The 21,710-nt window shown below is 63.9% G+C and carries 16 protein-coding genes; 9 read left to right on the forward strand and 7 right to left on the reverse strand.

Annotated features, from left to right (window positions below):
- Positions 1-30 precede the first annotated feature (30 nt).
- Positions 31-1,017, reverse strand: coding sequence for a nuclease-related domain-containing protein (locus B9A95_RS06670; protein ID WP_084046147.1), 987 nt, complete (start codon positions 1,015-1,017; stop codon positions 31-33).
- Between the two features lie 346 nt (positions 1,018-1,363).
- On the opposite strand from B9A95_RS06670, the gene B9A95_RS06675 reads away from it, so the two are divergent.
- The 6 genes from B9A95_RS06675 (at position 1,364) to B9A95_RS06700 (ending at position 10,207) form a co-directional block, all read left to right on the forward strand.
- On the forward strand, positions 1,364-1,624 hold the full coding sequence (locus tag B9A95_RS06675) for a hypothetical protein (RefSeq protein ID WP_084046148.1): 261 nt from the start codon (positions 1,364-1,366) through the stop codon (positions 1,622-1,624).
- The gene (locus B9A95_RS06680; protein ID WP_139806536.1) at positions 1,621-4,311 is read left to right on the forward strand and encodes a PD-(D/E)XK nuclease family protein; all 2,691 of its coding nucleotides are present in this window, start codon (positions 1,621-1,623) and stop codon (positions 4,309-4,311) included. Before B9A95_RS06675 ends, B9A95_RS06680 begins: the two co-directional genes overlap by 4 nt.
- Positions 4,308-7,592, forward strand: a complete 3,285-nt coding sequence (locus B9A95_RS06685; RefSeq protein WP_084046150.1) for a UvrD-helicase domain-containing protein — start codon at positions 4,308-4,310, stop codon at positions 7,590-7,592. The genes B9A95_RS06680 and B9A95_RS06685 overlap by 4 nt, the downstream gene beginning before the upstream one ends.
- A gap of 64 nt (positions 7,593-7,656) precedes the next feature.
- A complete protein-coding gene (locus B9A95_RS06690) occupies positions 7,657-8,103 on the forward strand; it encodes a hypothetical protein (RefSeq protein WP_084046151.1) in 447 nt (148 codons plus the stop codon).
- Positions 8,103-9,242 (forward strand): hypothetical protein, encoded by a 1,140-nt coding sequence (locus B9A95_RS06695; protein ID WP_084046152.1) that lies wholly within the window; start codon positions 8,103-8,105, stop codon positions 9,240-9,242. The genes B9A95_RS06690 and B9A95_RS06695 overlap by 1 nt, the downstream gene beginning before the upstream one ends.
- Positions 9,239-10,207, forward strand: a complete 969-nt coding sequence (locus B9A95_RS06700) for a helix-turn-helix transcriptional regulator (protein WP_084046153.1) — start codon at positions 9,239-9,241, stop codon at positions 10,205-10,207. The genes B9A95_RS06695 and B9A95_RS06700 overlap by 4 nt, the downstream gene beginning before the upstream one ends.
- A 194-nt stretch (positions 10,208-10,401) precedes the next feature.
- On the opposite strand, the gene B9A95_RS06705 is transcribed toward B9A95_RS06700, so the two are convergent.
- The 6 genes from B9A95_RS06705 to B9A95_RS06735 form a co-directional block, all read right to left on the reverse strand.
- Complete coding sequence (locus B9A95_RS06705; protein ID WP_084046154.1) at positions 10,402-10,716, reverse strand: 3'-5' exonuclease family protein; 315 nt, start codon at positions 10,714-10,716, stop codon at positions 10,402-10,404.
- 84 nt (positions 10,717-10,800) lie between these two features.
- Positions 10,801-10,950, reverse strand: a complete 150-nt coding sequence (locus tag B9A95_RS33370; RefSeq protein WP_170928481.1) for a hypothetical protein — start codon at positions 10,948-10,950, stop codon at positions 10,801-10,803.
- A 13-nt stretch (positions 10,951-10,963) separates the two neighbouring features.
- A complete protein-coding gene (locus B9A95_RS06710) occupies positions 10,964-12,571 on the reverse strand; it encodes a hypothetical protein (RefSeq protein ID WP_084046155.1) in 1,608 nt (535 codons plus the stop codon).
- 1,028 nt (positions 12,572-13,599) lie between these two features.
- Positions 13,600-13,749, reverse strand: coding sequence for an MbcA/ParS/Xre antitoxin family protein (locus B9A95_RS36835; protein WP_084046156.1), 150 nt, complete (start codon positions 13,747-13,749; stop codon positions 13,600-13,602).
- Between the two features lie 1,017 nt (positions 13,750-14,766).
- Positions 14,767-15,372: an OmpA/MotB family protein gene (locus tag B9A95_RS06730; RefSeq protein ID WP_084046158.1), complete on the reverse strand. Its 606-nt coding sequence runs from the start codon at positions 15,370-15,372 to the stop codon at positions 14,767-14,769.
- 9 nt (positions 15,373-15,381) lie between these two features.
- On the reverse strand, positions 15,382-18,216 hold the full coding sequence (locus B9A95_RS06735; RefSeq protein WP_084046159.1) for a coiled-coil domain-containing protein: 2,835 nt from the start codon (positions 18,214-18,216) through the stop codon (positions 15,382-15,384).
- A gap of 161 nt (positions 18,217-18,377) precedes the next feature.
- On the opposite strand from B9A95_RS06735, the gene B9A95_RS06740 reads away from it, so the two are divergent.
- From B9A95_RS06740 to B9A95_RS06750, 3 genes are all read left to right on the forward strand, one after another.
- Complete coding sequence (locus tag B9A95_RS06740; protein ID WP_084046160.1) at positions 18,378-19,214, forward strand: vWA domain-containing protein; 837 nt, start codon at positions 18,378-18,380, stop codon at positions 19,212-19,214.
- A gap of 168 nt (positions 19,215-19,382) precedes the next feature.
- On the forward strand, positions 19,383-20,696 hold the full coding sequence (locus B9A95_RS06745; RefSeq protein WP_084046161.1) for a PP2C family serine/threonine-protein phosphatase: 1,314 nt from the start codon (positions 19,383-19,385) through the stop codon (positions 20,694-20,696).
- A 101-nt stretch (positions 20,697-20,797) separates the two neighbouring features.
- Positions 20,798-21,703, forward strand: coding sequence for a protein kinase family protein (locus tag B9A95_RS06750; protein ID WP_139806538.1), 906 nt, complete (start codon positions 20,798-20,800; stop codon positions 21,701-21,703).
- Positions 21,704-21,710: the final 7 nt, after the last annotated feature.

Consider the following 21,710-nt stretch of genomic DNA (forward strand, 5'->3'; position numbering starts at 1 on the left):
GGGTTTGCTCAGGACATCTTTTTGGTGAAGTCAGTTCGTAGGTCGCGGCCCAGGATTGGTGAAGTACTCCGCAGAGGTGGCACAGGTCGCACATTCCCGGTAGAAACTCGCACCACTCTTGCGGGTCCGGGCCTGCGCACTACAGGTGGGGCAGGTCAGCTTGATGGGCGTACTCCCACCGCAACTTCTGCACTTGAAGTAGTAGTTGTGTCCGAACTTGATCTCGAGGTCCGCACTCCTGCATTTGTTGCACGTAAAGGTCTGCGCAGCTGGACCTGAGGCCTGGCTGGGTCCGGTTGGGACGTTCAGCGAAGGCGCGGGAGGCGGGGAGGCCACATCGCGGCGTTCAGCTGGAAATTGTTCCCGCTCCTTGTGCTTGGCCTGTAGGAAGGCGCTGACGCGTGTGAACTCTTCCGGCGAGAGGTTGAACCCCATGTCGTCGGCTCGCGTCTCCGTACTGAGGAGACTTGCCGCACGCCCGTGCTCGGCAATCAGCTCCTTGATGCGGTCGGGGATCTGGTCCGCCTTCTTCACATCGGAAAGCTTGCCGCTGGCCTGCACCACACCGCTGTCGCTGATGGCCACCACAGCGTCAATGATGAAGAGCTTGAACTCGCCTTGCTTCAAGCCAAAGAGGATCTTGTTCCGAAGCTCCGCCTTATGGGCCTGCAGGAGGGCCCGTAACAAATCCCCCTGCCGTCTGGCCTGGAGCACAGGAGAGGGCATCCCGCTCCAGCGCCCGTTCCACTGACGCGCCCATTCGTCACGTTCATTGATGCGGACGCTGCTTGTGACGCTCTTGCTCTCGACAATGACGAAGCCGGCCCGGTGGAAAATCAGGTGGTCTATCTGCGCCACCTCACCGTCATGTTCGAGGCGAAGATTGTTGAAAACGTGCACACTCTGGTTCTCCCCGAAGGCACGCTTTAAATAGTGGGCCATCTGCCGCTCAGCTTCGTCTCCAGCACGCTGAAACCGGTCAGAGGTTGGTTGGGGAAGGGAATCCTTGACGATCATGGATGGTCTCAGCTTAGTGGCCTGATTGAGAACGAGATTGGAAGGTGGCAACCCATCAGGACTGTACTGACCGCAAGGAAAAAACAGCGGCAACGAAGGTCCCCTCTCCAAAACTCTGCAGGTACCTCTCCACCGCACCCACAGCGGGGACCGGGCGAGGTTGCCTTCCAGGAGTGATGGCACGGCAGTCGGAGAGTCCCCGAACAATGAGGCGAACTTAATGCCATGCCAGAACAATTGCGGTATCCCTTCGCAGACCGCGTCAGAATGTGACGCACCCCGTACCTCTTGCGGCTGTCAGTCGTTGGCGTGCCAGTCCGTGACACTCCTGTCAGGAGGTCCGCGCATGAATGAAGTGATGATCACCGGGCATGCTGTTGAGCGGTTCCAGGAGCGGTTCGCTGGGAACCTGAGTTGGGAAGGTGCGCAGGAACGGCTCAACCGTCTGCTTCGGCGCGCCCGGTTCTCGGGGGTCCGCCCGGGACACGCGAGGCTGTACAGCCTCGGTGAGATGCGCTTCCTCGTGCAGGACGGCGCGCTCATTACCGTATACCGGCAGCAGTACACGCCCGTGCCGCCCACCGAAGACCTCTGGTGCGCTGCGTGACCCGCACGCTGCTCACCCACCCCTATCCCAGCGTGCTGCTCAAAGGTGCTGTGGAACGGTTCACCACGGATATGCGCCTGATCGTGCCGAATCTGCAGGCTGGGCGGGACATACGGGGTCATCTTCAGGGCGCGGGAACGGCCACGACACTCACCCAGGTTGCGCGGGAAGTGCTGCGGGACGCCGGATGGGTGCCGTTGACCCCCGGAGCGCGTGAGGCGTTCCTGCGTGACGCGCTGGGGGACGTACCGTTCAGTTACCTGGAACCGCTGAGGTTTCGTTCCGGCACCCTGGTGGGACTTCAGCGGCTCATCGGAGAGCTGATGCGCGCGAGGGTCGAGCCGTCCGCGCTGCTGAGCGTTGCTGCAGCTGGACGGGAACGGGACGTGGCCCTCGCGTACGCGGCGTTTATCTCCAGGAGCGAGGAGGCGCGGACCTTCGATTCGGTCGGTTCGGAGTTCTTCGCCTCACGGCTGCCGACGGTGCGGGCGCAGCGAACGCTCATGCATGGCTTTGCTTACCTGGACGCGGCGCAGGTCGCTCTGGTCGACCGGCTCCTGGCGCCTGGTTCGGTCATCACCCTGCCGTTCGCGGAGAATGCCCGCGGCCTGAAGCGGGTGGAGGAGACGCTGGAAGCCCTTGGTCACTGTGGTTTCGCGGCTCAGTCCCTGACAGGTGTGGCGACGCTCTCGGGCGATCAGGTGGTGGCAGCGTACGTGGGTGGTGGCTCGGCACAGCAGGCGTTCCAGCGGGAGGAATTCTCAGACGTTGAAGCTGAGGTTCGCGCTTGTCTGCGGCAGGTTCATGCGTGGCTGGAGGAGGGCGTACGTCCGGAGCGGCTCGCGGTGGTTGTCCGGAGTGAAAGCGTTTACATTGGCGCGCTCGCGGATGTGGCGCGCGAATATCAGCTGCCTCTTGTGAGTGGGCAACAGGTGCCTCTCCTGCACACGCCGCTGGGCGGTCTGGTGCAGGCCTGGGTGGAGGCGCACGCGCGGGAGTGGAGGTACAGCGCCACCCGCCGGGTCCTCACGCATCCCCTGGTGACCCTGCCGTTCGACGGCCTCGCGCAGGCGCGGGCCCTGCAGCCCGGTTGTCCCGGTGGCCTCGCTGCGTGGCACGAGGACTTCACCTGGCTTCAAGTGCCGGAGCGCACCACGTGGCAGGAAGGGCTGGGGGTTCTACAGCGCCTGCTCCTGGACCTCGGCGTCCGTGACCGCTGTGTGGCGGACCCAGCGCTGAACGTTGCCCTGACGCTGCTGATGGACCGCCTGCAGGCCGAGTCACGCTGGGTGGGCGAGTGCGACCGTGAAGGGTTGCTGGGCCTCGTGGCGCACGTGCTGAAAACCGCTACGGTTCCCGTGCTGCTGGGCCGCAGCGGGGTCCGGGTGGCCAATCCCCTCGCGGCCCTTGGGCGCCGCTTCGATGCCGTATGGGTGCTGGGACTGTCCGACACGCTGTTTCCCGTGCGGACCGTGGATCACCCGCTGATCGACAGCGTCACGCGGCGCCGTTGGGCCACTCAGGGCGTGACCGTTCCGGACGCTTCCACGCTGGCCACGGTGGAAGAAGCGCTGTTCCTGGGAGCTATGGCAGGGGCAGGGCGAGAATTGGTCGTCAGCCGCCCACGCCGGGGACCGGATGGGCGGGAGTTGCGTCCCAGCACCTTCTGGAGTCGGATCGGGGAGGGGAGGCAGGACGAAGCGGACGCCTTGCCCCTGGGTTCGGAAAGCGAGCGTCTCCTGGCCCAGGCGTTGACCGGCGGGGCGCTTCCTGAATCGGTCCAGATCAAGGTTCAGGTGGAACGCGACCGGGACGCGGGCCAAGTTGGCCCTCACGCGGGCCAGCTCAGCCAGCCGATCTGGGCGAGCGAACGCCGATGGAGCCCTTCGCAGCTTCACGCCGCCGGTGCGTGCCGGTACCGCTGGTTCGCGCAGAAGCTGCTGCGACTTGAGGAAGTGCGCGACCCTGACCAGATCGAGGACCGCCGCGTGGTCGGCACCCTGCTGCACGCCGCGCTGGAGGGCGCTTTGACGGGCGAGCAGGCTGGGGACAAGGCTGAGGACCGCATCCGCCGCGCCGAGGAGGTCCTGAAGCAGCGGGAGCGCGCCCTATGGGCAAGCGGCGAACTGCGCGGTGGGCCGCTGTGGCCCATTGAGCGGGAAGAGATCCGCCGCACGGCGGTCCGCGCGATTCAGAGTCCCGGCTTCGTGCCCCAGGGTTGGACGCCCGTACAGCTTGAGGAGCGCCGTGAGTTCTCCGTTCAGGCGGGCGAGCACACCTTCCACCTGCTGGGCATCGTGGACCGGCTCGACCGCGCGCCGGACGGCCTCACCGTCACGGACTACAAGACGGGCTCCTACGTCAGCAAAGTGGTGCAGGGCGGGGCGCTGAACCTGGAGGTGCAGCTGCCGCTGTACATGGAAGCGCTGGGGGCAGTGAACGGACGGTACTTCAGCATTGAGAAGGGGGAGAACCTTCCTGGCGGTGCAGGCCCTGGAGCGGAAGGGCCGAGGCGGAAGTACCGCTGGGAGGAGCACCGATCGAACGTCAACGCCTTCTTGCAGGGACTTGGTGAGGCGCTGGCGCAGGGCAACGTGGCGCCGAGCCCCGACCACAAACGGGAGGCGTGCGCGTACTGCACGGTTCGGCCCGTGTGCCGCGACCGCGGTGTGGAGGTGGACGCATGACCGTGATGGAGAATGCCAGGGGGGGCCGCTTCACGCCCGCGCAAGAAGCGGCGGTCTACTCGCCGGAGAGTGTGGCCATCTCCGCCGGGGCGGGCAGCGGCAAGACGCGCGTCCTTGCGGAGCGGATCCTGAATTTGCTGCGCGGTGGGGTCGAGCCCGGCCAGATTGTGGCCGTCACGTTCACGGAAGCGGCGGCGGCGGAACTGCGTGAGCGCATCACCCGGTACGTCGAGGTGCGGGCGGAGGAGGAAGGCCCGGCATGGCAGGCGGCACTCGCGGGCCTGCCACTGATGCAGGTGAGTACCATTCACGGGCTGTGCGGACGGGTGGCCCGGGAACACCCGGTGGAGAGCGGCGCGGGTCTGGGATTCGAGGTGCTCGACGAGGTCGAGGCCCGCGCGTGGCTGGATGAGCATCTGGCCCCGGTCCTCGCGGAACTGCCCGCAGACACCCTGCTCGCCGTGCCGGGGAAGATCCGGACGGACGTGATTCGCACGCTGCTGGACGACCCCACCTCGGCGCGGGACGCCCTGGAGGTTGCGGCGGAGATGGCGGTCGGTGATCCTGCTGAGCGGGCTCAGCGTGCGTGGCAGGCGGTGGCGGGGGAGTGGAACGGGGCGCGCGCCGCGTTGCAGGCCTTGCAAGGCCCGCCGGCCGATGAACTGGAGCAGATCCGGCGGGCCACCCTGCAGGCAGCGAAGGAAGCGCCTGTGCTGGGCGCAGGACTCCTGGCGGTGCGCGCCGCCCTGCAGCCGCATAAAGGCACCATAGGTAAGGGCTGGACGAAGGAGGAGAAGGCCGCGACCCACGCTGCCCTGAAGACGATCAAGGGCCTGGCGGCGCGGGACGACCTGCTTGGGGAAGCCACGGAAGGCGCGAGGATGCACGATCGGGCGGTCGTGGCGCTGCACGAGGTCTTCACGCATGTCCTGAAGCGTTTCGGGCAGCTCAAGGCTGAGCAGGAGGTGGCGACGTTCGCGGACCTCGAAGCGTACGCGGACGCCGCACTCGTCCACGAACCGGTCCGGGCGTATTACGCGGCGCGCTGGACGCACTTGCTGATCGACGAGGCGCAGGACACCAACCCCGTACAGTGGCGGATCCTCTCGGCGCTGGCCGGGGACGGCGTGAACCTCACGGTGGTGGGGGACGAGAAGCAGAGCATCTACGCGTTTCGCCGTGCGGACGTGGCCGTGTTTCGGGAGGCGCAGGCGGAAGTGCAGTCGCGTGGCGGGAAGGTGATTCCCATGGCCACGTCCTTCCGCACGCACGCGGGACTGGTGGCGGCTGTGAACGTGTACTTCGAGAACCTGATGCGCGGCCCGGACGAAACCCGGCCAACCGCCGCGAAGTTCGAGCCGCTCAGCGCCCACCGTCAGGAACACCCGGGTGGGGAAGACGCGCCCAGCGTGGAACTGCACGTCATTCATGGCGATGACACGGCGTCCCTCCGGAAAGCCGAGGCGACGTACCTTGCGGGCCGTATTCAGGCGCTGCAGCTTGCTGCGCCGCCCGTGTATGACCGGGAGGCGGAAGGTCTTCGGCCGCTGCGTCTGTCGGACGTCGCCATGCTCTTTCGCGCGCGGACCGACCTCAAGCTGTACGAGGACGCCCTGAGCCGTGCGGGCCTGCCGTTCGTGGTGCATGGTGGGCGGGGCCTGTATGACCGCCCTGAAGTGCAGGACGCCACGAACCTCCTGCAGGCCGTAGCTGATCCCACGGCGGACGTCTTCCTCGCGGCGGTGCTGCGCGGACCGCACGTGCAGGTGACCGACGACACGCTCCTTGAACTCGCGCAGGACCGGGAGGAAGGAGAGAGCCTCTGGGCCTCGGCCTGCCGGAGTGACCGCCCCGATGTTCAGAAAGCGGTAGGGCTGCTGCTCACCCTCCGGGAAGCGAGCGTCACGCTCAGCGCCTCCCAACTGCTTGCGGAAGCGGACGGCCGGACCGGGGCGCTGCTCGTCCACGCCGCACAACCCGATGGCGCGCGCCGGGTAGAGAACGTTCGCCGCTTCCAGGCCCTGCTGCGCCGCTGGGCGGGGGAGGGCGTGCGGGACGTCGTCAGCGTTGCCGATCACCTGACCCGCCTCGCGCGGCTGGAAGCGCAGGAGGCCGAAGCGATCAGTCCCCATCCGGACGCCGTGCAGCTGATGACCATTCACGGGAGCAAGGGGCTGGAGTTTCCCGTGGTGATCGTCGCAGACGCCCTGCGGCAAGGCGGCGGTCCTCCACCGAAGGTTCGGTTTGATGCCCGGCTCGGCGTGGCGTTGCGGCTCCCACACCTCGACGACGACCTGCCCGAATGGGAAGCGCTCGAGGGCCTGAGCAAGGAGCGGGACCTGAGCGAAGCGGAACGGGTGGCGTACGTGGCCTTTACGCGGGCCGCAGATCTGCTGGTGCTCAGCGTGAGTGGGGGAGACTCCGGTAAGGCCCAGGAGCGCTTTGCGACGTTCGTGTCTCATCTGCCGGAAACGGGTGTGGAGCGGCACTACCTCACGCCGGAGGAGGTGCCGCCCGTGGCACCGCTGCCGCTGACCCTCAGGGGAGCCCGCCCGACGCTGGAGGTGCGCAGCGGTCCGGGCGTGATCCTGCCGGGCAGCCTGGCCGTCACCAGCCTCGCGAAGTACCTGCAGTGCCCGCGGGCCTTCGCGTACCAGTACCTGGAGGGCCGACTGCCCCTCGCGAGCGTATGGAGCGAGCGCCTGCAGGCGGATGAGCGCAACCCCGAGAAACGCGCGGCGGGCCGGCAGATCGGCGACGCGGTGCACCGCGCATTCGAGCACAGCTGGACGCCCCTCGACATGGCCGAGCGCCTCGCGTACCTCGCACCCATCGACCTCAAATTGGTCGCGGACTGCGTGAGGACTTTCCAGGGCGAGGCATTCGCCAGCGTGAACCGGCGCCGGTACCGGCGGGAGATGCCCATCCAGGTGCCGGTCGGTCCCGTGACCTTCGAGGGGATCGTTGATGCGTTCGACGAGGAAGGCCGCCTGGTGCTGGATTACAAGACCGACCGCACTGATCATCCGGAACACCATCTGCCGCAGCTGGCCCTGTATGCACACCACCTCAAGGCGGAGCAGGCGGCCCTGGCGTACGTCCGGGTGGGAAAGCTGCACGTCTTTTCGCCCGAGGATCTGAACACGGGGATGCAGCAGATCGGGGCGGCCGTGGAGCGGATGACTGCGCTGGATTTTGCACCGACGCCCAGCGTGGTCGCCTGCCGCACCTGCGCGTTCCGCGGTGTATGTGACGCTGCAGTACAGGGGCAGGCGACGTGAGGCTCGCGCGACGCCCTTGTTGCCCCGTGCACTTCCGTTTTCCACCCTCTTTTCAGGAGTACCCATGAGCGACACTGAGCTGACCGGCGACGCCCCACCTGCGCTCCCCGCCCCCAATACCTACGCTGAGGCTGTCCTCGACTTCCTCACGGAAGAAGGCTTCCGGCCCAAGTTGGACGAGGACGGAGACGTGTACTTCAAGTACGAGGGCGGCACGTACGTCGTCCTGACGGGCAGGGACGACCCCACGGTGCTGCTCGTCGTCTACCCGTATTTCTGGTCGTTGGACGACGCGGCGGAGCGTGCGCGTGCGCTGGAGGCCGCCATGTATGCCCAGCAGCACGTACTCATCGGTCGGGTAACGGTGCTTGATGGCAACGTGAGTGCCAGCGTGAACGCCTACCTGCCAGACGAGCACAGTTTCCGGGCGGTACTCATCAAGAGCGTGGACGGGCTGAAATACCTCGTGACGAGGTTTCGGGAGCACATGCACGCCCAGTTGGAGAACTGATGAAAAAAAGTGTTCAGGAAGTGGTGCTGGCCGCTGAGGAAGACCAGGAACCTGTGCTGGGGTTCCGGCCAACGACCGTGCGTGAGTTCAGGAGTGTTCCGGCTGTGGAGGAGTCGCGGCGTGCTCAGCACCTCTTCTTGGCCGGAGCCGCACTGCGCGCCTTCGCTCAGACTGGGGTAGCAATCGCGACCAAAGGCACCTACCGGCTTATGGCCAACCCCAGGTTTGGTCCGGAGTTGCTCGCCAAAGGACCTCATGGGACCCTTCGTGGTTTTTACCGGGAAGGGGGCAAGATCGCTGGCCACGCGAAGTTCAAGCCCGTGAACGCCGTCAGCCTGGCGAACGTGGGGCTCGCGTTACTGGAAATCGCGACGGTGGTCACCTCTACCGTGCACCTTCAGGACATCGCCACGCAGCTCAAGGAGGTTAAGGCCCTCCTCCGGAAGCTGCATGACCTGCTGGAGGACCAGCGGGTGGGTCGGCTGAAGGGCAACCTGGAGTATCTGTATGAAATCTGGACGATGCTGGAGCAGGGCACGTGTACGCCCCGCGATGGAGAGCGCTACCTCCCACAACTGGAATTGATCTACCGCGAGTGCCTGGGCGAGATTCACACGGCGCAGCAGCAGATGGGCCGCCGGAAGCAGGAGCTTGGCAAGGCGCAGAAGGTCCGCCTGAAGGGCCACTTGGTCTGGAAGAAGATCAATGAGAAAGACGTCGAGCAACTTCGTGAGGCAGTGATGGACTTTTCCCTGTCCCTGCACATCGCCCTGCTCGCTCAGGAGACGGCGTCCGTGGCCTGTGCCCTGGGGGTCCGGCTGGGGGTCCCAGCCCCTCAGATTCAGCATCGTCTCCATGGGCTGGGTGAACACGTGCAGAACCTTAAGCAGGACTGGAATGGCTACGCAGACGATCTGCGGACCAAGTTTGAGGACGTTGCCACAAAGCCCGGAACCCAGAAGATCCAGAAGGAACTGGCGGGCTTCGTGGCCCATCATCAGGAGCGACCGAAAGTCCTCCTACAAAGGATCGAGAGCGTTCGCAACCAGCTGTCCCCGCAACGGCCGATAGAACTCTTTTTCAGAGTTGAAGAGGGTCAGGTTGTGGACGTTCGTCAGATCCAGGAGCTTCCCACATGACGGCCACCACCAAGACCGAGCGTATTCTCGACATCCTCGAACTGCTGGCGGACGCAGAATTCAGTGCCAGGGACGTGGTTCAGCGGTTGGGCCTTCCGGGTAACCAGCTGCGGAGCGTGCAACGGGACCTGCGGGTTCTTCTGGACCGCAACATTCTGGAGGAGACATCTGCTGGCCGTTACCGCCGCCCCCTGCCCCCCAGCACCCTGAATCCTGTAGAAGCCTTGGCGGTGTATTCCGCAACGCGCATGCTGTACCACCACGCTGCGGAGTACAACGAGCATTACCACCGGGCGATGCAGAAGCTCAGCAAGCAGTTGCCCGGGCCTGCCCAGCGCGTCGCGTCGTTGGCCAACGACGCGTACCGTCAACGCCCCAATGCTGCTGAGTCGAGAACGTTCGAACTTGTGGCTCAGGCGTGGCTGGACGGGCGGGTTCTGAGGTTCAGCTATCACTCCCTGCAGAAGGTCTCGACGGTCGAGCTGGTGATCTACTTCATCGAGCTCAACCCCCAGAACAAACAGGCGTACGCCATTGGGGTCAACCGCTTGAAAGAAGGGAGCAAGCCCTTTGTCTTTCGTGTAACCCGAATGCGGGACGTGTCGCTGCTGAGCGAATATTGCGAGATTCCTGAGGAGTTCCATCCCCTCAAGTTCTTGTCAGGTGCCTGGGGCATCATGACAGGAGACCCCGTGCGGGTGGAGCTGTTCTTTACTCCAGCAGTTCGGGAGAGAATTCAGGAGACGCACCTGGGAAGCACCGCACAGGTCAAAGTCTTGGCCAGCGGACACACGAGGGTCGTGCTGACCGTGGGTGGTTGGCGAGAACTCGTCTCCTGGGTGCTTGGGTGGGGCGGGGAAGTGGAGGTCCTGGAACCTCCGGAACTGCGGGAAGCTGTGGCTCGCGGCCACCACCTGGGGGCAGGGCTCTACACTGTTGCCCCCATTCAAGGCGCACAAACTTGATATTGATTCGAGATCGGGGGGCAGACAGCATGTTGAATGCGTGGCGCTCCTGGCACTTGGCCACGCCGGTCCAGAGCCTGGCTCTGGCCACCTCCACCCTGTCTCTGTTCGGCCTCCAGGTGCCTTGGCCCTATTTCAACGGGGTGGCGCGGTGGCGACTGGTTCTTCCCGCTGCCCCTACCCGCAGGAGCCGTTTAAATCTTCTCCTGCTCGCATAATCGAAATCCGAGTTGTAGATGGCAACAGTCTTGCCCAGCGACGCGCCGCGGATGTATGGCGCGAGGTAGGCGAAGCCTGGGGCCTTTGCCAGCATCTCTTCGGTCCCGCGCACCATCCTCAATCGGCCCGAGGTTGCGCACGAGGGTGTCGAGCAGGACCTCACCCTGAACCTTACACACCGCGATCTCGATGACGTGTCCCTCCAGCCCCGTCGTCTCGGTGTCCAGCCCCGCCAGGTTGGGGTCTGCTGGCCAGGCGCAAAACTGCGCGACGGCCTCCGCGTGCTCCACCCAGGGGAATGTCTTTGACGACTGACAGCTTGATTTCCACCTGCGTCATGATGCAGCTCTCCGGGGTGCCAGTCGCTGCGGCTCCTACAGTTTGAACAGGCTCTGGCCGAGGTTGTAACTCAGTAGCGTGACCGGCTTCTGGTGGAGTTCTGGTTGTATGCTTGCGACTTCGAGGTCAACCGAGCGGATCAGGTGCGGCGGGGACTCCTCCACGTAGGTTGGGATTTTTGGCACGGCGCACTCCCCCTCAGTCTGCCGCCTGCGTGGGCACGAACTCGAATTGCTGGGCCAGCGTCATTGCGTTCAGCAGGCAGCCGTTGCTCAGGCGGTAGTGGTCGGTCGTCCCGATTTTCCCCTGCACCCGCTCGATGTCCACAATGTCTACCAAGTCGCCGCCCTTGCGGTTCCTCCAGCGTGCCCCCACCACACGACGGGGTTCCTCCTGCGGCTCCTCCACCTTCTTCGCCGCGACGAGTGCGCCGCCGTTGTAAGCCTGTGTGTCAGGCTTTGGAGTGGCCTTGGGACGTGATCCTCCGCCAATCAGCCGATCAAGCGCCCGAATTCTCAGCGTACGCTCGTTGTTCTGTGTGGCACGCGCTTCTATCTGCGCGGCAAGCTGAGCCTCGCCGATCTCCGCCAGGGTCAGGCGTGGCCAGAACTCAGCCCGTAGGATACTCGCTGTGCGCGTGGACTCACCTATTATCTTCTCCAGGTTTTCGCCCACGAGCTTCCGCAGCGCCTGGTACGTCGCGGTATCAACAGAGGCACGGGGGCGTCTCAAAAGCTCCTCGTGGGGAATAGGGACCAGATCGTTCACGTTGGTCGTTTTCGCCCGGTCCCCGCCGCCAGACGGGCCATCCGCAACCGCCGCCCGCCCGGCCGCCGCGCCCGGAACAGTCTCGGTGGTCGGAGTATTGCCTGACTGACCCACGAGCATGCTCTCCAACTCCTCCGTCGAGGGAACGTCCAGCCCCTCGGCCGCTTCAGCGGCCCCGCCTTCAGGCGGTGGCTGTTGGAGTACGGCGCTGATCTCGGAGTTGCGAGGGACCGTCATCAGTGCCTGGGGGGAGGATCCGAACGGCGCCCCTTCCGTTTTTTGAAGCGCAGCTTCTCCCGAGGAGCACGTCGCTGGGGAGGCCTCGTCCACCAGCGGGGGGTGCTCGGTGAGTTGTGCAGGTGCGCTCGCGTCACCAGTAACGCTCTTTACTCCTCCTGGGAAAGCTTCCTGAGAAAGATCCCTGGGAGAGATCCCTGTGGTATTGCTACGGGTATTTTCCCTAATGGACGCGGAACTTTTCCCGACCGCACTCGGAACTTTTCCCGACTGCACTCGGGCATTTTCTCGAATGGAGTTGCCCTCATTGCCCGAGTCGTCCTGATCGGCGTCTTCTGCCTCATCCGCCCTGGGAGGGGCCGGATCGGGCGAAGTGCGGGTGGCCTCCCAGGCATCCACGGCAGCTTGCACGGCACTGCAGCAGAACAGCCACTGGGGCTTGCGGTCCCACTTCTTCTTGGGGTTGTTGCGGGTGGCCAAGTAGCCCCGCTTGACGAGCCTGGCAAGCTTTTTGCGGATGGTCTTCTCGTCGTAGATGTTGAGCAGCTCCTTGACCCACTCGGCGGCGCTCATGAACACCCAGAGGGACTCGTCGTCTTCCGGGACCTCGCCGCCTGCCTTGGCCACCTTGTTGTGGCGGACCTGCTGACGCTGGGCGAGCTTCCAAGCATACCAGCGCTCGTTTGCGTTGAGAAGGTAAGCCTCGCATTCTTCCTCGTCGCAGATGGCAAGGTAGGACTCTCTCAACGCCAAGGTACGTTGCCCTGCAGGCTGGCGGATGATGGCGAACTCCTTACTCATGAGGGCGCTCCTGCGCGTCCTTGGCCATGGCTAAGCCGCCCAGTAATTTCACCGGACATTTCCAAGCATGTAGCCTGGCCACACGCCAATGCTGCGGGTCTCCCAACCCACAAAACGGCTTAGAGTTACCGTTTCCACCCCTTGAATACGTTTGGGCGCTCAACTTCACGCATCGGGAGCTGGCCTTGAGGCTGTTAACCTCAGTTCCAGCCGCACGGTTATTTCGGAGGATGTTGTAGGGTGTGCAGGGGCTTACCTGGGTAGATGGGGTGTTTGATGCCATACCTAATCGTTGAGCGCAAGTGGGTGGTTTTGTTCGTTGAAGATTCCGCTACACCCCCATTTCCACACTTAGGGGATTGACAAACCACCGAATCATAGGTTCCGGATCATGCTTCTGTCGCAGCCCTTTGAGCCAGCCCTCCAGCGGCGAGTGGTTGCCCTCAACCCAACCCCGGCCGATCAGTGCAATGTGCTGTTGCCTGAGCAGGCCCACCTGCCTTCCGGACCGGGGTACCCAACGTCACCACAAAGCATTCACCCACAGCCACTTTCCCATGGGTGGACTCGTCTGACGATGTCGATCGAGGGCTTGCAGCTATAGCGGCGCGATGGCGAAGACTCCGAGCGCCGGCCTGGTGCCTGTGACGTGCAGCCGTTGTTCCCGTTCGGCGTGCCAGGTGCCACAGGCACCTGGCACGCCCACTCGGCCGCGGGGTGAGCGCATGGTAGAGCAGCAGGGAGGCCACTCAAAACCTGGCTTCATGGCGATGCGCACGTCAGGACAGGGGGGCAAAGTCGAAGCACAACCGCGCGTAGAAGCTTTGACGCTGAGGGTCCGCGTTTAGCAAGAGCATGAGGCCCTGCTTGGCAGCAGCAGTCACCAGTGCCCAGCCGCTGCCGTATAAGCATCCTGACGCGCGGTCAACACCTTGATGTGAAAGGTGGGCACCTCCACCATCTCCTCCGCCAACCCGGGCCAGCGTCAAGGCAGCGGTGGCCTGGGTTTTTAGCCAGTCGCTTCAGCTTCATCCGTAGGTGACATTCTCAAGCGACTCCAAGTAGCGTGAGAGGCGCTTGCCCCCAGTCTCTGTGCGCAAGAAATCGGCGGGGGCCTTCCCGTCCAGGTGACTGTTGAGTTGGGTCAGCCAGCCTCGGGTCCGGTCCTCGCCGAGCATGACCGCGACTCAGGCGAACAGTTCAGTGATTTGCAGCGCCGGGGCCGCCACATCAAGGGCGGCACGAGCGCTCGCCTTGGGATCGTGGTTGCTGCCGGGCAGTGAGATGTCGACCATACCGTAGAGGCAGGTAGTGTTGAACCCTGTCAGGGCGGCGAGGCGAGGTATCAAGAGCGAGACGGAGGTCGGCATCAACTCATGTATCCGGGCTTTTTCTCCGTCTCCAATAAGAGGCGCAATTGATCACATGGCACCTCGAACACCATGTGAACGTAGGCACTCAAGAGTTGCTGGATTGCGCTTTCTAAGGTCATGTCCTTCTGCCACCGGCAGACAACCGTGCTGTATGGGAAAAATGGCAGGACTCTGCGTCAAATTCACGTTGCTCGAAACCTTGCCGCCTCTTCGAATGTTGTTGGTTCTCAATAACCTCGTCGGGCTAGGGACCCCGGAACTCGTGTGCTGGCTGATGCGGCATGGTGTCATGCCGCTCTATACCCCGATGGCAGGGAGTTGGCTGAACATGGCGGAGTCCATTCAACGCATTTTGGTTCGCCGCGCACTGGCAGGACACTGTCCGGACAGCGCCCAGCAAATCATCGAATGGTTGGAGACCAGCGCACGGGGATGGAACCGCGCCCCAACGCCTTTTGTCTGGGGTGGAAAACGACAAGCCCGCCGTCGGCGGACTCGTGCAAGACATCCTTTGGGTGGTTCTGGTGCCTTCACCCTTCAAGTGGTGCAGTGAAACCATACATCTACACCAAGTAACCCACTAGCGTACCCGACGCCCGACGAGTTCGTCCAGCGGTGCGCTGAGCCCACCGCTCCACTTGGTGGCGTACACTCACCCTGAGTCAAGTTTCCAGTCAGCTTCGTCCACAGAACTGGGCCAGTCCATGCCCCCGAGACTCTCAGCTGAGAGTCTCGGGGGCGCTGGTGCTCCCTGTGGGAGAGGATTCTTTGAAACGGTCGGCAACATCATCCAGATTCTGGCTTGTCGCCTGCGCCCACGCTCTACTGGACCTTCTGGGCGTACTCGATCAGGATCTCCACACGCTCATTCGCCGGATTTCTCGGCTGGGCTGGAAAGGAGGGGCTCTGTCCCGCCCGTCCGGCGATTGCCATCCGGTAGGAAGGCACGTGTCCGGCGCCCTGAAGCAGAATGGCCACCTGTTCGGCACGTTGAGCGGACAACAGCCACTCATCCTGCTGTCCACTCCGGGTGGGCAGGGTGTGGCCCTCGATGCGCAGCCGGCGCCACAGCTCCTGCCTGGACTGCACCACACCTGCAAACCGCAGCAGGGCTGAGCGGCCCGAGGGCGTGAGGGTCGCAGTGCCCTTCCTGAACAGGTTGGCCTGCGCAAACACCCACCGCTGCGCTCCAGGTGGGTCATTGCGGCCGTTGTTGACGAAGGGACGATCGCTCCGGGCATAGGCGTCGATGACTGCCGTTCGGACCGAAGCCTGCGCCTGCTTGTACTTGATGTCCTCCCAGCCGATGCGGCCGTAGAGGGTGACGGTCACCACCACCATCACCAGAACCAGCACGAGGGTGAAGGCAACGTCGGTAAAGGCAATGTAGGGGTTGATCTCCAGCTCCCGAACGGCCCGCCGGTTCATGCGTGCACCTCAGTCCGCTCCATCAGGAAGGGCCTCTGTGCCCGCGGAAAAAGGCGGCTGAGCCCTGAGTAGTTCATCAAGTCGTCCCACGGTGCCGTCGAGTTTGCGGTAGGCCTGGTCGAGGAAGGCGGACCAGCCCTGCAGCTCGTACCGAAGCGAGGTGCTGCGTTCCCCATCAGTTCGCTGCAGGGTCTCGACTGCCTGGGTCAGCGCGGCAGATTGCTGCTGCAAGCCACTCAGGACGGACGTCAGCTCACGGGTGCTGTCACTGAGCAGACCCGTGCCGACCCGGAGCTGCGCGTCCGCGAGGTCCCCCAGCCCAGCGGGGACCCGGTGCAGCGCGGCCACTGTTTCCCCGGTCTGCTGTTCGAAGCGTTGCAGGGTATCGTTGAGCTGCCCGGTGGCCTGCACGATCGCACTGCTGGAAGCCTTCGAGGCTTCTGCCAGCTCGCTCACCGTGGAGCCGATCATGGCGCTGCTGCGCTGCTCCATGGCCTCCACGGCTGCCGTGACCCGCAGGGCGTTGTTCCTGGTGGCGGCAGCCGCCTCCTCCTGCAGTCGGGTGAGGCTGTCGGACAGCAGCTGGACCGCGCCGTTGAAGGCTCCGCCGGAGACATTGAGCTGGGCCGTGGCCATCGTCTGAAGGCTGGCCGGGAGGCTCCTGACCATTCCGGTCGTGGCCTGCGCCTGCGCTTCCAGCTGAGTGGTGGTGCCGACCAGCTGCTCCCGCACGGCCTGCATCTCCCGGACGATGGACTGGGCTGTGCCTGCCACCTCGCCGATCAGCCGCTGGGTCTCCTGCTGCTGCGCCTCCTGACCTTGGAGAATCTGTCCGGCAATGTTCATCTGGCCCTGCAGCGTTCCGATCAGCTGGCCCTTCACCTCGGCATTCAGGGCGGCCCAGCGCTCCGAGGAGGCCATCAGTGACTGCTCGAGCGCGCCAGTTACCGTAAGCAGTGAGCCGTGCATGGTAGTGGTCTGCTCCAGGTGGGTCTGGTGAAGAGCGGCCAGCTGAGTGCTCAGCTGTTCGCCCGCCAGCCGGCGCTCCCGCTCCAGGGCGGCAGTCAGGGCAGTCAGGCGCATATCCAGCTGGCCCTGCAGGCCAGACCAGCGGGTGGCGAGGTCCGTCAGTGCACCCTCAAAGGCCTTCCAGCGCTCCTGGGGCAGATTGGCGGGGTCAAGGCGCTGAGTGAGCTCGTCCAGCGGCGTCAGGGCCCGGGTCACCTCTCGCAATTCGGCCTCGATGCCAGTGGCGGTGATTGCCTGCTGGGTGAAGAGGCGGTCGAAGTCCGAGGCAAGTTTCTGAAGCGTTCCCTCAAGAGCCGCCGCCGCCGCCTGCTGCACGCTCTGCTGCTGAAGCACCTGGCGTTCCGTGGTCTGCAGATGCGTCTCGATGCGGCGGTCGAAGTCCGAGACCAGGGTTTGGAGGGTTCCTTCAAAGACACCGGTCACGGCCTGCTGAGCCGTCTGCTGCTCGAGACGCTGTTGTTCGGCACTCTGCAGGTGGGCGTCGAGCAGGCGGCGCAGGGCCGCCCGCTCCTGGCTGGCCTGCTCCACTGCCTTCTGGAGCTGCCCCTCTCCAAGCTCACGCAGGTCGGTTTCGAGGGCGGTAAGAGTTCCGCGCAGTTCATCGAGTCCGGCGCTCTGAGCCTCGACCAGACGGTCTCCCTGAGCCGCGAGGGCCTGGCTTCCGCTGCGGAGTTCCTGCGTGGTCGTATCGAGGCGCTCCTGCAGCATGATGGTGGTGCCCGTGAACTGGGCCAGGGCCTGCTGCAGGATGTCCTGCTGGGCGGCGCCGGCCTCCAGTTGATGGGTCTGGGCCGTCTGGAAGTCCGAGTGCTGGCCCTGCAGGGCTTGGAGGTTGTGCTCAAGGGCCGAGATGCTGCGTCCAAGCTGGGTTTCCAGACTGCGGACTCCCTGGATCAGGACGTCGCTGCTGCGGTCCACAGTGGAGGTGGTGCTCCGCAGAACGGCACCAGCCTCCTGTACGGCTGCGGACGCGGCCAGAGCGGTGGTATTCAGGGTCTGACCCGCCTGCTGCATTCCCTCCATGGCGCGGCCAGTATGATGGGCAAACTGTTCAAGCTGCGCGGTGAACAGCTGCTGCATCTCTCCCATCCACTGGCGGTTGTGAGACAGTGCCTGCTCCATCTTCTCCTGCAGCACGGCGGACTGCATCCAGATCCGTGGAATGAGGTCGTACGCCACCAGGCGCTCCAACTCGGCCTGCAGGCGGTCGCGGCGAAGCTGCGCCGGAGCAACCAGGACGCGGGCTACCAGCAGCGAGGCCCCCACACCCCAGAAGGTACATACGAAGGCCACCTTCATGCGGTCCAGCAGGCCCTCCAGGCCGGCATTGAGCTGCTGGGGGGTTCCACCGGTCTCCAGAGAGGACAGAGCGGTCTTGAGCTGGGGAGCAAATTCGCCCAGGGTCAGACTCAGGCCCAGCACGGTCCCCAGGAGGCCGAGCAGCATCAGCTGATTGGGACGCTGCCGCAGGTGGTAGAGACGGCCCTCATCGATCACGGAAAGGCTGTCTGTCACGGCGCGGGGGTCTGCCGAAGTCAGGCTGCGAAGCGCGCTGGCCCGGTCCCACGCATCGGTCAGCTCGACCCGGTTCCACCTGAGCTCACCCAACGCCCTGCGAACGGCTATCTCGGAGAGCCCCTGCAGTTTGTCGGGCAGCGCCCTGAGCTCGGCATGACGCTGCTGATGCTCACGCCCGAGCCGCAGCCCCTGTACGCTCGTCCGGATCACGACTCCTATGATGAAAAGAACAATGACGACACTCTCCGGCGTGGCGGGCCTTACGGCATTCCAGAGTGTGGTGATCAGGTCTTGCACACTGCCTCCCCTTGAGCCCGATTTCTCATAATCCTCAAATCTTATGATTTGCGTCGGGACTGAATTCAGTATGGAGCATAGATTCGCTTGTAGCACCGAACTCTCACATGAGCCATATGTGTGAAACATATAATTAGGCCTACCGCGCCAAAGGAGATCCTATGCCCTATTTGAAAGTTCCCTCCCGCTCCAATCCCACTGCCTTCGTCTTCCTGGTGGATCAATCCGGCTCCATGAGTGAGCAGCTCGGTGACGGCAGTGGCAGAACCAAGGCGCAATTCGTGGCCGACGCTGTAAACAGCCAACTGATGGAGCTTGTCCTGCGCTGCACGCAGGGCAACAATGTCCGCAACTACTTCCACGTTGCCGTAATCGGCTATGGCAAGGAGGTAGGTCCGATTCTGGAGGGTCAGCTGAGCGGCCGCGACCTGCTGCCCATCGAGGAGATTGCCAACAACCCCCTGCGAATCGAGGACTTCAAACAGGTCTTTGACAATGGAGAGGAGGAGACGACCTCCACCCCGGTCTGGCTGGATCCCCAGTTCGGTGGCGCCACCCCCATGTGCCGCGCCCTTGACTATGCGTCCGCCCTGCTTCAGCAGCACGTCGCGGCCAACCCGGACTGCTTTCCCCCGGCCATCATCAACATTACGGATGGCCAGTCCACAGACGGGGATCCCAGTCAGCGCGCCTCGGACATCCGCAGCCTGAGCACCTCCGACGGTCAGGTGTTGTTCTACAACGTGCATGTCAGTAGCACCGCTGGAGAACTCGTTGTATTTCCCGACACAACAGACGAACTGCCTGACATCTACGCCAAATTGTTGTTCTCCATGTCGAGCCTCCTGCCACACGTAGGCCTGGTCCGCGCGGGAGAGCTGGGCTTTGCGGTCTCCGACGCCTCACGCGGCTTCATGTACAACGCCGATCCCACGGCCCTCATGCACATGCTCGACATCGGAACGAGCACCCGTCGTGCGGCCACCGAGACGGTCTGAGCGCGGGTTGTGACTAGAGGTCCATTCCGGTGGGTCAGGCTTTCCTTCTCAATCAGTGGCTGGCGGTTGAAGTGGAATCCAGCTCCCCTGAAGCCAGAGCCGCCGCACACAGAACTATCCAGTCCGTCGGATGAAGTGGAGTCCCCAGCCCTGGAGCCCATAGAGCCGATGGCCTCCGAGCAGCCGGACATCGCAGCGCCGTCTCCAACTCCTGACACGCCGCTGCCTGAGCCAGAGGCGCTTCAGGAGTCCGACCTCCCCCTGGTCGTGCAGGAACCTCAGGCGCCTGGGGTTGATGACTTCCTGAGCGTCTCGTTGGTGTGCGAGCCCACGCCTGAAGGCGCGCTGCTTCCCTTGGAAGAGGCCCACATCCTCTCCCTGATCCCCGACGCAGAGCAGGACCACGAACTGGCAGCAGGTGTGCTTGAGGCCGTCATCACGGTCCGTTCGGTGCCCAAGTTGGGTACCTCGAAGCACGACTGTGAGGACGCCACGTATCCGGACATCTCCCGCCTGGCGCCGGTCGACCAGCAGGGCCTGAACATCGGCATCGCCGATGGAGCCACCTCCTATTCGTATTCGCGCCGATGGGCGGAATTAGCTCTGGAACACCTGCACGGTGTGACCGATCTCGCCGAGCTGCTTGGCGCGCCGCTCAGCGTGGCCCAGGAGCAGTGGAGCGCCTGGGTCCGGGAACAGACGCAGAGCGCTCCCCAGTCCTGGTTCTCGGCCAGAAAGCTGAAGGAGGGCTCGCACTGCACGCTGGTGAACCTCCGTCTCCTGACCCGGAGAAGCGTGGATCTCGGGCGCGTGCAGTGGAAGTACACCTGGGAGGCGGCCGCCGTGGGGGACAGTTGCCTCATTCATCTGGATGCACTGGGGAATCCAGCCGCTCAAACCGGAACCCCGTTTCCACTGAACTCTCCAGACCAGTACAGTTCTGTGGCCTACCTGCTGCCCAGTCTCCCCGACCAAGTGGCCGGGGTGCGAACCCACGTCCCCGAACCCCTCACCATGAGGGAGTTTGGCGAGGATGAAGCCTTCCTGCTGATGACGGACGCCCTTGCGGTCTGGTTCCTGACTGCCCAGCAGGCGTGGGTGGATGACGCCACCAATCAACGTCCAATAGAGGTTCTGGAAACGTTTCTCTACCATCCAGAGAAAGAATCAGAATCTGCTCCCGAGCGGCCGGCTGAGGTCAACCTCTCTGAGCTCGGCGTGGAGGAGGCTGCGTCATCCACCATGCTCGTCGCTGCAAGGCCGGAGCATCCCTTTGAGGCCGCGAGCAGTGATCCTCCTGAGGCTGAAGATGCGCCTGCGTTCAGCTCTGAATCTGCCGTACCTGCTGACCAGGAGACCCAGAGACAGCTGGCCTTTGCGACCTGGGCGGATACACTACGGCAGGCTCCTGGGAGCGCGCTGAAGGATGATGATCTGAGTTTCATCCACGTTCGTTTCCGCCGCCGGGCACAGGAGGGCTGACCATTCCAACCGCGTCCGATTTCAGCAGAGCCATCCAGAAGAAGAGTGCACTACACGACAGTCTGGGTGCCATTCGTGATGGGGAGATCCGCCGCAACCTCATGAAGCTGCCAGTGTCCAATGCCGGCACGTTCGCGGTGGTCTTCCAGACGCAGGTGGCCAGTGAGCGCTGGGCACTGCGCTGTTTCCTGCAACCCTCGCCCGACCTCCAGCAGCGCTATCAATTGCTGCGCGAGCACTTGGTGCAGCATCCCTGTCCCTTCTTCGTGAATTTTGATCTCCATGTCCCGGGTCTGCTGGTGAATGACCAGTGGGAGCCGTTGATGACCATGGAATGGCTTGAGGGTCTACCACTTCATGAGCATGTGGAGGAGCTTGTCGGTGACCGGGACGCCCTGCTGCAGTTGTCCTCCAACTGGATCAGCATGTTCGACCGGCTCCGGATCGCGCGACTGGCTCACGGCGACATTCACCATCAGAATGTTCTCGTGTCGGAGGGGCGCTTGCGCTTGGTCGACTACGACGCCGTCTGGACCGAGTCCCTGGCCGACAACGTTCCGAAGGAGGGGGGGCAGCCCAACTACCAGCATCCCCGCCCCCGCCGGTATGGCCCACACATGGACCATTTCCCGAGCTGGCTGGTGTACTACTCGCTGCTGGCCCTGAGCGTGGATCCTTCCCTATGGAACAGATTCGATGGGGGAGACCAGACGTTGCTGTTCCGCCGCGAGGATTTCCTGGATCCAAGCCGATCGGAGCTCCTCACGTCTCTGCGCAACAGTCCTAGCCCTCTCCTCAACCTGATTGATGCGGATATCCGCTCCTTCCTGCTACAGGATCCGGACACCATTCGGCCCCTGAGCCGCGCCAGCGTGATGGCCGCGGGGCTGCCCCTGCCCCCGCAGCCGTCCATATGGTGGGCCAGTTCGCCCGTGGAGCAGGAGTGGTTGAGGCGTTCGAATCGTATGTCACGCGGCGGTAACTCCTGGATCTCCCGCCGAACGTAAAGCGCAT

Source organism: Deinococcus hopiensis KR-140, assembly GCF_900176165.1.
GTDB lineage: Bacteria > Deinococcota > Deinococci > Deinococcales > Deinococcaceae > Deinococcus > Deinococcus hopiensis.